The sequence below is a fragment of the Adlercreutzia faecimuris genome (assembly GCF_022669055.1).
In the GTDB taxonomy this organism is placed as follows: Bacteria; Actinomycetota; Coriobacteriia; order Coriobacteriales; family Eggerthellaceae; genus Enterorhabdus; species Enterorhabdus faecimuris.
The window spans coordinates 499,783-514,339 of the sequence record NZ_JAJMLW010000002.1 but is presented as its reverse complement, the minus strand read 5'-3'; the positions used below and the strand labels follow the sequence as shown (position 1 = coordinate 514,339).

Annotated in this window: 14 protein-coding genes; 12 read left to right on the top strand and 2 right to left on the bottom strand. The window is 70.0% G+C overall.

The annotated features are described in order from the left end of the window. Window positions 1-96 precede the first annotated feature (96 nt). The 5 genes from LPT13_RS07435 to LPT13_RS07415 all read left to right on the top strand — a co-directional run bounded on the left by LPT13_RS07435 (window position 97) and on the right by LPT13_RS07415 (window position 6,061). Window positions 97-1,893: an ABC transporter ATP-binding protein gene (locus LPT13_RS07435; RefSeq protein ID WP_242165354.1), complete on the top strand. Its 1,797-nt coding sequence runs from the start codon at window positions 97-99 to the stop codon at window positions 1,891-1,893. 11 nt (window positions 1,894-1,904) lie between these two features. After that, entirely contained in the window at window positions 1,905-2,792 is an 888-nt protein-coding gene (locus LPT13_RS07430) for an HAD family hydrolase (protein ID WP_242165138.1), read from the top strand. A 179-nt stretch (window positions 2,793-2,971) separates the two neighbouring features. Further along, window positions 2,972-4,555: a ribonucleotide reductase subunit alpha gene (locus tag LPT13_RS07425; protein ID WP_242165135.1), complete on the top strand. Its 1,584-nt coding sequence runs from the start codon at window positions 2,972-2,974 to the stop codon at window positions 4,553-4,555. A 61-nt stretch (window positions 4,556-4,616) separates the two neighbouring features. Further along, window positions 4,617-5,477 (top strand): HhH-GPD family protein, encoded by an 861-nt coding sequence (locus LPT13_RS07420; RefSeq protein ID WP_430622576.1) that lies wholly within the window; start codon window positions 4,617-4,619, stop codon window positions 5,475-5,477. Continuing rightward, window positions 5,477-6,061, top strand: a complete 585-nt coding sequence (locus LPT13_RS07415; RefSeq protein WP_242165133.1) for a manganese efflux pump MntP — start codon at window positions 5,477-5,479, stop codon at window positions 6,059-6,061. Before LPT13_RS07420 ends, LPT13_RS07415 begins: the two co-directional genes overlap by 1 nt. A 78-nt stretch (window positions 6,062-6,139) precedes the next feature. On the opposite strand, the gene pheA is transcribed toward LPT13_RS07415, so the two are convergent. Beyond that, window positions 6,140-6,985 (bottom strand): prephenate dehydratase, encoded by an 846-nt coding sequence (gene pheA, locus LPT13_RS07410; protein WP_242165131.1) that lies wholly within the window; start codon window positions 6,983-6,985, stop codon window positions 6,140-6,142. A gap of 239 nt (window positions 6,986-7,224) precedes the next feature. Between pheA and LPT13_RS07405 the strand changes: the two genes are divergently transcribed. The 7 genes from LPT13_RS07405 (at window position 7,225) to LPT13_RS07375 (ending at window position 13,639) form a co-directional block, all read left to right on the top strand. Next, window positions 7,225-8,517: a hydrogenase small subunit gene (locus tag LPT13_RS07405; protein ID WP_242165129.1), complete on the top strand. Its 1,293-nt coding sequence runs from the start codon at window positions 7,225-7,227 to the stop codon at window positions 8,515-8,517. Further along, window positions 8,517-10,190 (top strand): nickel-dependent hydrogenase large subunit, encoded by a 1,674-nt coding sequence (locus LPT13_RS07400; RefSeq protein WP_242165127.1) that lies wholly within the window; start codon window positions 8,517-8,519, stop codon window positions 10,188-10,190. Before LPT13_RS07405 ends, LPT13_RS07400 begins: the two co-directional genes overlap by 1 nt. 1 nt (window position 10,191) lies before the next feature. Next, the gene (locus LPT13_RS07395) at window positions 10,192-10,878 is read left to right on the top strand and encodes a cytochrome b/b6 domain-containing protein (protein WP_242165125.1); all 687 of its coding nucleotides are present in this window, start codon (window positions 10,192-10,194) and stop codon (window positions 10,876-10,878) included. Window positions 10,879-11,017: 139 nt separating this feature from the next. Continuing rightward, complete coding sequence (locus LPT13_RS07390) at window positions 11,018-11,467, top strand: viscotoxin-A3 (RefSeq protein ID WP_242165123.1); 450 nt, start codon at window positions 11,018-11,020, stop codon at window positions 11,465-11,467. Next, on the top strand, window positions 11,464-11,973 hold the full coding sequence (locus tag LPT13_RS07385; RefSeq protein ID WP_242165121.1) for a hydrogenase maturation protease: 510 nt from the start codon (window positions 11,464-11,466) through the stop codon (window positions 11,971-11,973). The genes LPT13_RS07390 and LPT13_RS07385 overlap by 4 nt, the downstream gene beginning before the upstream one ends. A 194-nt stretch (window positions 11,974-12,167) precedes the next feature. Then, window positions 12,168-12,692 (top strand): DUF488 family protein, N3 subclade, encoded by a 525-nt coding sequence (locus tag LPT13_RS07380; protein ID WP_242165119.1) that lies wholly within the window; start codon window positions 12,168-12,170, stop codon window positions 12,690-12,692. A gap of 185 nt (window positions 12,693-12,877) precedes the next feature. Further along, on the top strand, window positions 12,878-13,639 hold the full coding sequence (locus tag LPT13_RS07375; RefSeq protein ID WP_242165117.1) for a carboxymuconolactone decarboxylase family protein: 762 nt from the start codon (window positions 12,878-12,880) through the stop codon (window positions 13,637-13,639). 233 nt (window positions 13,640-13,872) lie between these two features. Here LPT13_RS07375 and nth read toward each other — a convergent pair whose 3' ends face one another. Next, complete coding sequence (nth, locus tag LPT13_RS07370) at window positions 13,873-14,532, bottom strand: endonuclease III (RefSeq protein ID WP_242165115.1); 660 nt, start codon at window positions 14,530-14,532, stop codon at window positions 13,873-13,875. Between the last annotated feature and the right edge of the window lie 25 nt (window positions 14,533-14,557).

Genomic DNA, 14,557 nt, shown 5'->3' with positions numbered 1-14,557 from the left:
GCCGCTGCCATCGGCCCCGCCGCCGGCGCCGCGCGGGCGCCCCACGGGCCCGGGCGCGGCCGCGGGCCGGGCCACGGCCACGGCCCGGGCGGGCGCATGATGCCCGGCGAGAAGCCCCGCGACTTCAGGGGCACCATGCGAAAGATGCTCTCGTTCATGGGGCGCTTCAAGGCGCACCTGGCGGTCATCCTCGTGTTCGCCGTCGGGTCCACGGTGTTCAGCATCGTGGGGCCCAAGGTGCTCTCCGAGGCCACGACGGCGCTGTTCGAGGGCATCGTGGCCAAGGTGGCCGGCACCGGCGGCATCGACTACGGGCTGGTTGGGCGCATCCTTCTGGCCACGCTCGGCCTGTACCTGCTGTCGGCGGCCTGCTCGCTCATCCAGGGCTGGGTGATGAGCTACGTGTCCCAGCAGACCTGCTACGAGCTGCGTCGCGCCATCGCCGCCAAGATCGACCGCATGCCCTTCGGCTACTTCGACCGCACCTCCACCGGCGATGTGCTCTCGCGCATCACCAACGACGTGGACACCCTGGGCCAGAGCCTCAACCAGGGCGTCACCCAGGCCATCACCTCGGCCGTCACCGTGGTGGGCGTGCTGGTGATGATGCTGTCCATCAACTGGGTGATGACCCTCATCGCGCTGGTGATGGTGCCGGTGTCGGTGGTGCTGGTGATGCTGGTGGTCAAGCGCTCGCAGCGCTACTTCTACGCCCAGCAGGCGGCCCTCGGCGCCATCAACGGCCAGGTGGAGGAGACGTTCTCGGGCCACGCGGTGGTGCGCGCCTTCGGGCGCGAGGACGCCACGGTGCGCGACTTCGACGCCGTCAACCGGCGCCTCTACGAGTCGGGCTGGAAGTCTCAGTTCCTGTCGGGGATGATGATGCCCATCATGAGCTTCGTGGGCAACCTGGGCTATGTGGCCGTGGCCGTCTCCGGCGCCTTCTTCGCCGCCGCGGGGATCATCACCGTCGGCGACATCCAGGCGTTCATCCAGTACGTGAAGAACTTCACGCAGCCCATCACCCAGCTCGCCCAGGTGTCCAACGTGCTCCAGCAGATGGCCGCGGCCGCCGAGCGCATCTTCGCGTTCCTCGCCGAGCCGGAGGAGCCCGCCGAGCAGTCCACCCTCGCGCCCGAGGCCGACGGGTCGGTGGCCTTCGACCACGTGCGGTTCGGCTACGACCCGGATGCGCCCGTCATCCGCGACTTCACCGCCCGGGTGGCGCCCGGCCAGACCGTCGCCATCGTCGGCCCCACCGGCGCCGGCAAGACGACGCTCGTGAAGCTCCTCATGCGCTTCTACGACGTGCAGGGCGGCGCCATCCGCCTGGGCGCCCATGACGTGCGCGACTACCCGCGCGACGTGGTGCGCTCGCTGTTCGGCATGGTTCTCCAGGACACGTGGCTGTTCAGCGGCACCATCCGCGAGAACATCCGCTACGGCCGGCTCGACGCCACCGACGAGGAGGTGGAGGCGGCCGCGCGCGGGGCGTGCGTCCACCACTTCATCGCGACTCTGCCCGGCGGCTACGACTTCGTCATCAACGAGGACGCCTCCAACGTGAGCCAGGGCCAGCGCCAGCTCATCACCATCGCCCGGGCGCTCCTGGCCGACCACCGCATGCTCATCCTGGACGAGGCGACGAGCTCGGTGGACACGCGCACCGAGGAGCGCATCCAGCGGGCCATGGACAACCTCATGGCCGGCCGCACCTCCTTCGTCATCGCGCACAGGCTCTCCACCATCCGCGCCGCCGACCTCATCCTGGTGATGGACCATGGCGATATCGTGGAGCAGGGCACCCACGAGGAGCTGCTGGAGCTTGGAGGTTTCTACGCGGAGCTGTATAATTCCCAGTTCGTAGACTGCATCGACGAACTCGAGGACTAGGCGGCCCGACCATGCCCCAGCTTGACGAGAACGCGCCCGGCCTCGCGCCGGGCGCCTTTGCGGACGCCCCGGGGGCGGCCGTGCCGCTGCGCGCCGGCCGCGAGGACACCGACACGGTGGCCGCCGCCCTCGCCTTCACCCCCGGCGAGGCGGGGGAGGACGCCGCGCGCCACGACGGCCCGCCCTCGCGCGCGGCCGACCTGCCCGTCGTGCCCGACGCCGCCGGGCGCGTGCAGGTGGCCGCCTTCGACTTCGACGGCACCACCATCCAGGGCAACTCGCCGGTCATGCTCGTGCGCTACCTCGCCCTGCGCGGGATGCTGCGCAAGTCGGTCATCCTCCGCATCCTCCTGTGGGCCGCGGCCTACAAGGTGCGCCTGCCCCAGAACGAGAGCTGGGTGCGCGGGCTGGTGTTCTCCGCCTTCCGGGGCGAGCCCAAGGCGCGGGTGGACGCCTTCCTCGCGCGGTTCTACCACGAGGTGATCGAGGGCCGCTTCAGGCCCGAGGCCGTGCGCGCCCTGCGCGAGCACGCCGAGGCGGGCCACGTCGTGGTGTGGATATCGGCCAGCTTCGAGCCCATCATCCTGGAGGCCATGCGCGACCACTACGTCCACTACCAGGCGTCCACGCGGATGCGGGTGGACGCGGCGGGCGACTACACCGACGAGGTGGAGGGCCTGCCCGTCGAGGGCGCCGAGAAGCTGGTGGCCCTGCGGCGGCTCTGCGACGCCGAGTTCGGCGAGGGCGGCTGGGAGCTGGGCTGGGCCTACGGCGACCACCACTCCGACCGGCCGCTGCTCGAGGCCGCCCGCACCCCCTACGCGGTGACGCCCGACCGCCCGCTCGCCCGCACCGCCCGGCGTGAGGGCTGGCAGGTCCTCGACTGGGACGTCGACTGACGCGTCCCTGGCCACCTGTCGCATCCGTCGCGCGACGCCCTTCCTTTACGGATTTGGTGTTTCGCGCCCTTGCGCGGGGCGCGGGCGGGCGCGTCCGATACAATGCAACGTGGAAAAGAGCGCGCGGGCCCGAGGGAACGAGGCGGCGCGTACGTGCCGGCTGCCCGAGGGCGGCGCGGATGGAGCTATCAGGAGGTGGCATCGTGGAGAAGAACCCGGATGCTGACGTGCCGAGCCGCGACGACGGCTGCCGCGGGGGCGCGGCCGACTACCTGCGCCGGGCGGTGGACGCCTGCGCCGCGGGCGACGCCGTGCTGGGCATGCACCTGTACCTGGCGGCCTTCGAGGAGGCGGCCCGCGCGGCGGGCGTGCCCTGCGAGGACGCCCTCGACGGGATCAAGCGGGCCTGGGCGCTCGCCTGCAAGCACAAGGAGCGCTCGCTGGCCGAGTACATCTTCGAGAAGATGGAGCCCTACCTCACCCCGGACGAGACGGCCGCCTGCGCCGAGCAGCTCCAGGGGCTGGCGCTCGACCGGCTCGAGGAGTTCGGGCTGTCGCGCGAGGACCTGGAGGACATGACCGAGATGATCGCCCAGGACGTCCTGGGCATGGACGCGCGCATCGTGAAGGTGGAGCACGTCATCGACCACCCGCTGCCGGGCCGCCCGGCGCGCCGCGCCCCCGAGGGCGGGGCCGACGCCCCCGCCGCGGACGAGGCCGCCGAGGCGCCCGGCGAGGGCGCGGGCGGGGACGCCGCGGCCCCGGAGGGGGAGGGCGCGCTCGAGATGCTCGCTCGGGCGGCGGGCCAGGCGGGCATCTCCGTCGCCCCGGCCGCCGAGCCGCTGACCTACGCGAGCCTGGCCGGCTACGACGACGCCATCCGCCTCATGCGCGAGCTGGGCGTGGGGCTCCAGGACGACCCGGACTTCCAGGAGCTGGTGGAGCTGCTCAACCGCCGCCATGGCGTCGAGGGCATGCCGCCGGCCGACGCGCTGCTGTTCCGCTCGCCGGCCCGCGAGGACGCCAACCGCTTCATGGCCGCCACCTTGGGAGAGCTCAAGCTGCCGAGCATCCGCATGCGCATGGAGGAGAACCTCCAGGGCATGCCGGTGCTGTGCGTCATGGCCCAGGCCGAGGACGCGCCGCGCCTGAGCTCGCTGCGCAACGCCTTCGAGGGCGGCGGCGTGCTCGTGCTCGAGGACGTCGATCTGTGGGGTGCGCCTTTGGCCGACTTCTCGGAGGAGGCCGACAGCCTGCTCATGATGCAGCTGTCGCGCGGCGCCCGCGAGGCGCTCGCCCTCATCCGCTCGGCGGTGGAGAACCCCGACGTGCGCATCCTGGCCTCGGCGTCGTCGACCATGGACATCGACGAGTACTTCCAGGAGCTTCTGGAGGGGGCCGTCGTCGTCGACATCGACTACCCCACGCCCGAGGAGCGCGTCGCCATCTGGATGGACATCGCCCGCGACCACCCGTCGCTGCGCGGCGTCAACCGCGCCGACCTCGTGCGCCTGTCGGCCAACATGCCGCGCTTCGACATCTACATGGCCGCCCGCGAGGCGGTGGAGGAGGCCTACAAGGCCGGCCTCATGATGCGCCGCTACCACCCGGTCACCCGCGACAACCTCTTCGACAAGCTGGCGGCCTACCAGCCGCTCGACTCGGCCGAGTACCACGAGCTCGAGGAGGCCGTCGTGAGCGACTTCCGCCGTGACATGGCCGAGCTCGACTCCTTCGTCGAGTCGCTGTCCGAGGAGCGCTAGGGTGGCCCAGCGCCGGAAGATCGCAGGGGATGAAGCGGCCGCCCGGGAGGGCGGCCGCCTCATCGACGGGTGGCCCGAGGGCGCCCCGCCGCCCGAGGAGTTCGCCGCCCGGGTGCGGGAGGAGGGCCGCGCGCGCTACCGCGACCTGCCGTGGCGCAACGTCGACGACCCCTACGCCGTGCTCGTGTCCGAGATCATGCTCCAGCAGACCCAGGTGGCCCGCGTGGAGCGCTTCTGGACGCGCTTTTTGGCGGCGTTTCCCACCCTCGACGCGCTCGCGGCCGGGGCCACCTCCGACGTGCTGGAGCTGTGGCAGGGGCTTGGCTACAACCGCCGGGCGCTCGCCCTCAAGCGCTGCGCCGACGCGTGCGCGGCCGAGCGCGGCGGGCGCCTGCCCGCCACGGCCGCCGAGCTCGAGGAGCTGCCGGGCATCGGTCCCGCCACGGCCGCCGGCGTGATGGCCTTCGCCTATCAGCGCCCCGCCGTCTACCTGGAGACCAACGTGCGCTCGGTGTTCATCCACGAGCTGTTCCCAGGCCGCGAGGGCGTGCCCGACCGCGAGCTGAGGCCGCTCGTGGAGGCCACCTGCGACGCGGCCGACCCACGGGGTTGGTACTACGCGCTGCTCGACTACGGCGCGCACCTGAAGGCGACGGTGCCCAACCCCTCGCGGCGCAGCGCCCACCACGCGCGCCAGTCGGCCTTCGAGGGCTCGCGGCGCCAGAAGCGCGCCTGGGTGGTGCGCCGGGTGCTGGCCGCCGACGGCGGCGTGGGCGAGGGCGAGCTCATCGCCGAGCTGGACGCCGCCGAGCGCGCCGCCGGGCGCGACGGGGTGAACCCGGGCCTCGGCGCCTCCATCGTGGCCGACCTGGTGGCCGAGGGCTTCTTCGCCCGCGACGCGGAGGGGAGGCTTAGGTCCTGATGGGCTTCGCGGAGCTTCTGGTGGTGGCGGTGGGCCTGTCGATGGACGCCTTCGCCGTGTCGGTGTGCAAGGGCCTGTGCATGCGGCGCGTCAACTGGCGCCACGCCCTGGTCATCGCCCTGTTCTTCGGCGCCTTCCAGGCGCTCATGCCCCTCATCGGGTGGCTCCTGGGCACCCAGTTCGCCGCCCTCATCACGCCGGTGGACCACTGGGTGGCCTTCGTCCTGCTCGCCCTCATCGGCGGGAAGATGATCTGGGACGCCGTCCGCGGCGACGACGAGGACCCGGCGGCGTCGTGCCCGGCCGAGGGCGCGCCGCTCGACCTGCGCGAGCTCACGCTCCTGGCGGTGGCCACCTCCATCGACGCCCTGGCCGTGGGCGTCACGCTCGCCTTCCTCGGCGTGAGCATCGGGTGGGCCATGGCCGTCATCGGCGTGACGACCTTCGCGCTGTCCTTCGTCGGCGTGGCTGTGGGCAACCGCTTCGGCGCCCGCTTCGAGGGGCCCGCCGCCCTCGCCGGCGGCGTCGTCCTCATCCTGATCGGCCTGAAGATCCTCCTCGAGCACCTCGGCGTCCTGGGCTAGGGCCCCGCGCCCCGGCGCGCGTCGCGGGCGCCGCCCGCCCGGCGCTTCCGCCCTCCGCTCCTGCCCGCCCGGCGCGCCCTAGAACACCGGGTAGCTGCCGAGCAGCTTCACCTCGCGCAGCTTCATGCGCAGGCAGTTGAGCGCCGTCTGGGCCTCCAGGCTGTCGGCGGCCCCCGCGAACTCGATGAAGAACATGTAGTCGCCCAGCTGCTGCTTGGTGGGGCGCGACTGGATCATGGTCAGGTTAATGCCGGCGAAGGCGAACTCCGACAGGATCATGTGCAGGGTGCCGGCGCGGTCTTCGCGCATGAACAGCGCGAGCGACGTCTTCATGCGGTCCCCCGCCAGGGCTGCCGCGCCGGGGCGCCCGATGAGGGCGAACACCGTCTGGTTGCCGAAGTGATCCTCGATGTCGCGGACGGCCACCTTCGCCCCGTGCACCTCGGCGGCGAACGCGTTGGCGATGCCGGCCACGGTCGGGTCGGCGGCGGCCATGCGCGCGCTCTCGGCGGTGGAGGTGGCGGTGAGCGTGGCGCGCCCGGGCATCCGCTCGTTCAGGAAGCGGCGGCACTGGGCGAGCCCCTGGGGGTGCGACGCGACGGTGCGCACGTCGGCGAGCTCGGCGTCGGGGTGGACGACCAGGCAGTGGTGGATGTCGACCACCTTCTCGGCCAGGATGGCGGCGCTCGAGCGGAACGCGAAGTTGTCGAGGGTGGCCGTGACCGGGCCCTCCAGCGAGTTCTCCTTGCCCACCACGCCGAAGGCGCACCGCCCGCGGTCGACGCAGTCGAACACCTCGTCGAAGGACACGCACTCCACGAGCTCCGGCTCGGCGAGCCCCAGCTCGCGCGCGAAGGCGAGCACGGCCTCGTGGGTGTAGGTGCCGACGGGCCCGAGGAAAGCGATGGACTGGTCGTTGGCCATGGGGTGCTCCTCACATATCACATATATAGGGTGACGCGGGCGCCCGTCGCGGGCGCCGGGTGCCTATGATAGCGCCTTGGCAACGAGATTCATGTTACGCCCGGATTAAGTCGTAACATTTTGGGCCCATTGGCCCCGCCGCCGACACGTTTTCTCAATTTCACAGCCACAAAATCATCACGGTCGGGCAGAATGGGCGACGCATGTCAGAAGACGAGGACACCTGAGGAGGTGTACACATGGAAAATCAGGCCACGATCACAGAATTCGACAGCATTCTGGCCTCCCGCGGGGTGACCCGCCGCGACTTCATGAAGCTCGCCGGCGCCGTCGCCGTGGCGGCCGGGCTCTCCGAGCTCGCCGCGCCGCGCGTCGCCCAGGCGCTCGAGGAGTCTGTCATCGGCGCGACGAAGGGTGACCTCTATCCGGTCATCTGGATCGAGGGCGCCTCCTGCACCGGCTGCACGGAGTCTTTCGCCCAGATCGAGACCCCCGACGTCGCCACGGTCGTGCTGGACCTCATCTCCCTGAACTACTCGGAGACGCTGTCCGCCGCGGCTGGCCATTCGGTGGAGGAGGCCAAGGCCCAGACCATCGAGGCAGGGAACTACATTCTTGTGTATGAGGGTGCGGTTCTTGAGGGCTGGGGCGGCAACGCCCTGCGCGTCGCCGGCGAGGTCGGCACCGCGGCCCTGGTCGACGCCGCCAAGAGCGCCAACGCGGTCGTCGCGCTGGGCTCCTGCGCGGTCAACGGCGGCTGGTGCGCGGCGCATCCCAACCCGTCCAACGCCATGGGCGTCCAGGAGTACCTGAAGAAGGCCGGCGTCGAGGCGACGGTCGTCAACGTCCCGGGCTGCCCGGCCAACCCCGAGTGGCTCATGTCCGTGCTGGTCGACGTCGTGGTCATGAAGGACCCCAGCCTCCTGCTGGCGCGCCTCAACGACATGGCGATGCCCAATGACATCTTCGGGCAGACCATCCACGACAACTGCGAGCGCCGCGGCCACTTCGAGAACGGCGAGTTCGTCTACGAGTTCGGCTCCGAGGAGGAGGCCAAGGGCTACTGCCTGTACCCGCTGGGCTGCCGCGGGCCGCAGACGAAGTCCAACTGCGGCGTCATCCTGTGGAACAACCGCCGCAGCTGGTGCGTCCAGGCCGGCGCGCCGTGCATCGGCTGCTGCGAGGCCAACCCGAACAACCCGGGCCAGAACTGGGTCGAGGTGAACACCCCGTTCTACAAGCGCCACCGCGACCTGCGCATCGGCGACTGGACCTTCCAGCCCGGCACCATCGCGCTCGCGCTGACCGGCCTGGTGGCCGCCGCGCTCGTGGTGCACGGGTTCGGCATGAAGGTGTCCGGCCGCATGGACGGCGGCGCCGACTTCGAGAAGATCCGCAAGTGGGACGAGAAGCATCCCGACAAGTCCATCGGCAAGTACGACCTGACCCGCGAGGAGAAGGCCGAGCTGGCCGAGAAGAACTGCGGCCACGCGGTTCCCGAGGACGATAGCGAGAAGGGAGGCCAGGCCTAATGACCCGCTCTGTCATTGACCCGATTACCCGCATCGAGGGCCACCTGCGCGTCGAGATGGAAGTCCAGAACGGCAAGGTCGCCGACGCCTGGGTGTCCGGCGGCTGCTTCCGCGGCATGGAGCTCGTCGTCCAGGGCCGCACGCCCGAGGACGCCGCCCAGATCGTCGAGCGCATCTGCGGCGTGTGCCCCGTGTCCCACGCCCACGCCTCGTCCATCGCCGGCGAGAAGGCCTACGGCATCACCATCTCCAACAACGCGCGCATCATCCGCAACCTGCTCGAGGGCGCGCAGTTCCTGCATTCCAACATCCTGTGGATGTACAACCTGGCGGCGCTGGACTACGTGAACCCGCTGAACGCGCTCACCGCCAACGTGGCCGACGCCATCGACCTGGCGCAGGCCGCGGGCACGTCCATGCACTCCGACCTGGGCGCCCTGCACAAGAAGCTGGCGGCCTTCGCCAAGAACGGCCAGCTGTCCATCTTCTCGGGCAACTGGTTCGAGGCCGACGAGGGCACCGCGTACAAGATGACCCCCGAGGCCGACCTCATCTGCACGGCCCACTACCTGGAGGCCCTGAAGATGCAGGCCCGCGCCTCCGAGGTGTCGGCGCTGCTCGGCGGCAAGATGCCGCACGTCATGACCAGCGTCCCCGGCGGCACCATGTGGGTGCCCACCGAGCAGAAGCTCGATGACCTCAAGGCCATGGTCGACGAGATCTACAACTGGGTCGCCGAGACCATGCTGCCCGACACGATGGTGCTCGCCACCTACTACCCGAACGTGCTCGAGTTCGGCAAGGGCTGCGGCCGCTACATCGCCTGGGGCGTCTTCGAGGGCCCGGGCTGGCCGTACGGCGACAACTACATCGACCAGATGAAGAACCGCTACCTGCCCATGGCCGTCCTAGACGAGCAGTTCAAGGTGTCCGACGTCGAGGAGTCCCTCATCGACGAGTACATGGGCCGCTCCTGGTACAAGGGCACCGAGACCTACCAGTCGCCCTACTTCGTCACCGAGCCTGACTTCACCGAGTACGACGTGAACGACCGCTACACCTGGGTGAAGTGCCCGACCTACGACGGCAAGCCGATGGAGGCCGGCTCCATGGCCCGCATCTTCGCCGCCTACCAGCGCAAGGTGCCCTTCATCGTCGAGAACGTGGACAAGCTGCTGGTGGCCCTGGGCGCCAAGCCCGGCGACCTGACCGCCTTCCAGTCCACCCTCGGCCGCACGGCCATCCGCCAGATCGAGACCCTCTACGTGGCGGGCCTCATGCGCGAGTGGGTGACCGAGCTCATGGAGGCGCTCGCCTCCGGCGACTCCGAGTACTTCCGCGAGCCCAAGACCATCACCGGCGAGGGCACCGGCTTCTGGGAGGCCCCGCGCGGCGCGCTCTACCACTCCGAGAAGGTCAAGGACGGCAAGATCGAGGGCTACCAGATCATCATCCCGTCCACCTGGAACCTGGCCCCCATCAACGGCGCCGGCGACCACGGCCCGCTCGAGCAGGCGCTCATCGGCGTGCCGGTGGAGGACATCGAGATGCCGATCAACGCCCTGCGCACGGTTCACTCCTTCGACCCCTGCACCGCCTGCGCGGTCCACGTGAGCGAGCCGGCCACCGGCAAGCACTTCGAGACCGTGACGAGCCCCTGGGGGGTGAAGTAAGATGGCGCATCTCGCACACTACCGTGAGGCCCACCCGATGATCTTCGTGGTGACCCACTGGATCAACCTCATCGCGATGATCCTGCTGATCATCACGGGCTTCTGCATCCACTTCCCCTTCTGGCCCCTGTTCATGGGCATCGCCCGCGGCGTGCACGTGTTCTTCGGCTTCGTGCTGTTCCTGAACTGCGTGTTCCGCGTGATCGCGGCCTTCTTCGTGAAGACCTCGCCCACCGGCGGCACGCGCGAGCAGGTGCCGGACTACCAGACGTGGCTGCCCCAGAAGGACAACCGCCATCAGGCCATCGAGTGGATCAAGTACTACCTGTTCCTGCGCAAGACCCACCCGCTGGGAGCGAAGCTGGGCGTGCCGCAGAAGATCAGCTACCTCCTGATCCCGATCTTGATCGTGGCGATGTTCTGGACCGGCCTGTGCCTGTGGGCCCCGACCATGACGGCCGCCCCCATGGCCGCCACCACCAACCTGGTGGGCGGGCTCATGTCCATGCGCATCATCCACTACTTCGGCATGTACGTGTTCATCATCTTCATGTTCATCCACATCTACCTGGCCAACGTGGAGGGCTTCGCCCCCACCAAGCTCATGTTCATCCACAAGGAGCATGGCGGCCTGGTCTATGCCCCGGAGGTGCATGACATCGTCGGCGAGGACCTGGAGACCCACTAGCCCCTTAGGGGGGGCGGCCCCCGCGGCCGCGTCCGCTCGACGTGTTTTGAGCATGTTCGCTGGGAACGGCGCCCTACGGGGCGCCGTTCTTGCCTTATGCTGGCCCGAGACGACAACCGATACGCACGAGGAGCTTCCCATGACCCCGACCGCATCACCGGCCGCCGAGCTGACCGACGAGCAGATAGCCCAGGAGGAGGCGTTCATGCGCGGGCTGCCCCGCGTGAACTGGGGGGCGCTCCTGCTGCCCCCGGTGTGGGGCGCCGGCCACGGCATGATGCCGACCATCCTGTTCTACCCGGCGTGGCTTCTGGCTGACAACTGCTTCTACGCCGCCTGGGCCGAGCCGACGCCGCTTTCCGTGGCGGTGGCGGCCGTCGTGCTGGCGATACTCGTGGCGGTGACGGTGGGCTTCGCGCTCGTGTCCCAGCCGCTCGCCGCGCACCGGGCCGAGGCCATGGGCGTCGACCGCGCCACCTACCTGCGGCGCGAGCGGCGCTGGGCCGTGGGCTGCGCCATCGGCGGTGCGGCGATGATCGCGCTGGCCACCTACTACAACCTGGCCATCCGCCCGACGGTGGGGATGTGAGCGCGCCGGGCACGGGGCGGCGGGCGGCGGTGTTCTTCGTGGGCAACCGCCTCATGCTCGACGAGGGCGTCGGGCCGGCCGCCTACGACGCCATCGTCGAGGGCTACGAGGTGCCCGATGAGGTGCTGCTCTTCGACGTGGGATGCATGTCGATGGACATGCTGCCCTACGTGGAGTCCTGCGACGTCATCCTGACCGTGGACGCCGTGGACGGCACCGGCGATGCGCCCGGCACCGTCTACCGCTTCCCGCCCGACGCCATGGCGCGCCACTGCGGCGCCATGGCGTCCCTCCACGACCTGCGGCTGGTGGACCTCTTCGACGCCGCGTCGCTGCTCGGCTACGAGGCCGAGGGCTACTGCCTGGGCATGCAGGTGGACAACATGGAGCCCGAGGAGTACGTGGTGGGCCTCACGCCGGCCGTCTACGACGCCCTGCCGCTGCTGGTGGAGACGGTCGTCGCCGAGCTCGACCGCCGCGGCTTCCCCCTGCGCAAGAGGGCCTAGCGGGCCCGCGCGGCGCCATCCCGCCCGCTCCCTCCATCCTCCCGCCGCCGGCTCCTGTCGGCCCCGCGAGGGTTTCCCCTGGGAAACAGTTGCCTTCCCGCACGGTAAGGCCTGCCCCGCGCGGGCGGTGCCTCGGGCGCCTCGGAGCTATCCTGCCTGGTGATCGTGAAGCTCTAGCCCAAGGAGGACGCGCCATGCAGATCCATACCCTCAGCGCCTACGAGACCACCGCCCAGGAGTTCTTCGGGAAGCTCGCCGAGTGGGACGCCGACTTGGTGCTCGACGTGCGCCTCAAGAACACCAACCAGCTGGCCGGGTTCACCAAGCGCGACGACCTGGCCTACTTCGTCGAGAAGATCCAGCACGCCGACTACGCCCATGACGTGCTGTTCTCGCCGGCCACCACGGTGCTCGAGCGCTACCTGCGCGGCACTATGGACTGGGAGGACTTCTTCGCCAACTACCACCGTGAGATGGTGCAGCGCGACGCCGTGCCGCAGTTCTTCGAGAAGTACGGGCGCTACCAGTCGGTCGCCATCGTGGGCACGGCCACCCAGAAGCGCCGCTCGCATGTCGAGATCCTCCAGCAGATGATCGAGGACTCCCAGGCGGGGCTGCCCGACACGGCCCTCGAGCAGGTGACGGCCCGCGACGAGGCGGCCGACGCCGCCCGCGAGGCCGAGAAGGAGGCCCGCCGCCACCATCGCAAGTCGGCCTAGGGCCCCGCGGCGCGCGCCTTCCTCGCCCTCTGCCGGCCGCCGCGCGGCCGGAGGCGAGGAGAAACCGTGGCCTTTTCGGCGGACGGCGCCGATCGGGGGGCGCGGTGGGGGTATGCTGTCCCCATAGCCGCTAGGACGGGGACGAACGCAGCCGGAGGGGATCCGGCCCAGAGGAGGTATGCACCATGAGCAGCGACATCATCCGCGACGCCGACGACTACCGCACCAGGCTCTTCGGCCACTACGACTCGGTGCTGGCCTACACCGACCCGGAGTTCGTGCAGATCTTCGAGAACTTCGCCTTCGGCGACGTGGTGCGCGACAGCAAGCTGGACGACCGCACCCGCTTCCTCGCCATCCTCGCGGCGCTCATGGGATCCCAGGGCGCCGACGCCTACCGCACCATGCTGCCCGCCGCCCTCGAGGTGGGGGTGGACCCGACCGCCATCAAGGAGGTCGTCTACCAGGGCGTGGCCTACCTGGGCCTGGCCCGCGTGCTGCCCTACATCATCATCACCAACGAGGTGCTGCGCGGCCGCTCGGTGAAGCTGCCGCTGCCCGACCAGAAGACGGCCACCCGCGACGAGCACCTGCGCCGCGGCAACGACCTGCAGGTGGAGATCTTCGGCGAGGGCCTGCGCGACGCCTGGGAGCAGGGCCCCGAGGACACGGCGCACATCCGCCGCTGGCTCGCCGCCAACTGCTTCGGCGATTACTACACCCGCGGCGGGCTGGAGCTGCGCGAGCGCGAGCTCGTGACCTTCTGCTACCTGGTGGCCCTCGGCGGCTGCGAGGCCCAGGCCACGGCCCACGCCGGCGGCAACATGCGCGTCGGCAACGGCAAGGAGCTTTTGATCGACGTGGTGTCGCAGCTCGTGCCCTACATCGGCTACCCGCGCGTGCTCAACGCCATCAGCTGCATCGAGGCGGCCGCCGAGGCCGAGTAGCCGCGAGCGCTGGCCAGCCAGAGCGCTGATCGCGCACATTTTTTCAACTTTGTCGCTTTCTTTCAGCCCGAGAGCCCGGATTCGGCGGTGTCGATCCGGGCTCTCGGCGCGTTCGCGGCCGATTTGGCGGCCTTTGTGTCCCTCGCCGCCTCGAATAGAGCGACAAAGTTGAAAAAATGTGCGCGCAAGGGGCTTTCGCTGGCCAAGCGCCCTCTTGCGTGACGGCGGGGCGCCTACCAGCGGCCGCGGGTGGGGCAGAGGTCGCCGACGATGCAGTCGGCGCAGCGGGGGGAGCGGGCGCGACAGAACTCTCGGCCGAAGTGAACCCACTGGTGGTTGATGTAGCCCCACTGGTCGCGCGGGTACACCTTGAGCAGGATGTCCTCCACCTTCTGCGGGGTGTCGGCCGAGGGCCCAGCCAGCTTGAGCCGGTGGGCGATGCGGAAGACGTGGGTGTCCACGGCGATGCCCTGGGGATCCTTGAACGCCTCGCACATGACGCAGTTGGCCGTCTTGCGGCCGACGCCGGGCAGCTTCTGGAGCAGGTCGACGTCGGCGGGCACCTCGCCGCCGAAGTCGGCCATCACCGTCTGGGCCAGGGCCACGAGGTTCTTTGCCTTGGACCGGAAGAACCCGAGCGAGCGGATGAGCCCGGCCACGTCGGCCGGGTCGGCCTGGGCCAGGGTCTGGGGCGTGGGGTAGGCGGCGAACAGGGCCGGGGTGGCCTTGTTGACGGCGGCGTCGGTGCACTGGGCCGACAGCACCACGGCCACGGTCAGCTCGAAGGGCGTGCGGTAGTCCAGCGACGCCTCGCCCGGTCCGTAGTGGGCGTACATGCGCTCCTCGATCGTCGCGGCGCGCTCGCGCTTGGAGGCTAGGGACTCGCGGGCCATGGGCCCTCCTCTCCGATGGGTGACA

What these genes read in the sequence shown, in the direction of transcription:
- LPT13_RS07415 (WP_242165133.1), top strand. Translation starts at nt 5,477, where the DNA reads ATGGGCTTCGCGGAGCTTCTGGTGGTGGCGGTGGGCCTGTCGATGGAC.
- LPT13_RS07375 (WP_242165117.1), top strand. Translation starts at nt 12,878, where the DNA reads ATGAGCAGCGACATCATCCGCGACGCCGACGACTACCGCACCAGGCTC.
- LPT13_RS07435 (WP_242165354.1), top strand. Translation starts at nt 97, where the DNA reads ATGATGCCCGGCGAGAAGCCCCGCGACTTCAGGGGCACCATGCGAAAG.
- pheA (WP_242165131.1), bottom strand. Translation starts at nt 6,985, where the DNA reads ATGGCCAACGACCAGTCCATCGCTTTCCTCGGGCCCGTCGGCACCTAC.
- LPT13_RS07400 (WP_242165127.1), top strand. Translation starts at nt 8,517, where the DNA reads ATGACCCGCTCTGTCATTGACCCGATTACCCGCATCGAGGGCCACCTG.
- LPT13_RS07430 (WP_242165138.1), top strand. Translation starts at nt 1,905, where the DNA reads ATGCCCCAGCTTGACGAGAACGCGCCCGGCCTCGCGCCGGGCGCCTTT.
- LPT13_RS07390 (WP_242165123.1), top strand. Translation starts at nt 11,018, where the DNA reads ATGACCCCGACCGCATCACCGGCCGCCGAGCTGACCGACGAGCAGATA.
- LPT13_RS07380 (WP_242165119.1), top strand. Translation starts at nt 12,168, where the DNA reads ATGCAGATCCATACCCTCAGCGCCTACGAGACCACCGCCCAGGAGTTC.
- nth (WP_242165115.1), bottom strand. Translation starts at nt 14,532, where the DNA reads ATGGCCCGCGAGTCCCTAGCCTCCAAGCGCGAGCGCGCCGCGACGATC.
- LPT13_RS07425 (WP_242165135.1), top strand. Translation starts at nt 2,972, where the DNA reads ATGGAGCTATCAGGAGGTGGCATCGTGGAGAAGAACCCGGATGCTGAC.
- LPT13_RS07395 (WP_242165125.1), top strand. Translation starts at nt 10,192, where the DNA reads ATGGCGCATCTCGCACACTACCGTGAGGCCCACCCGATGATCTTCGTG.
- LPT13_RS07405 (WP_242165129.1), top strand. Translation starts at nt 7,225, where the DNA reads ATGGAAAATCAGGCCACGATCACAGAATTCGACAGCATTCTGGCCTCC.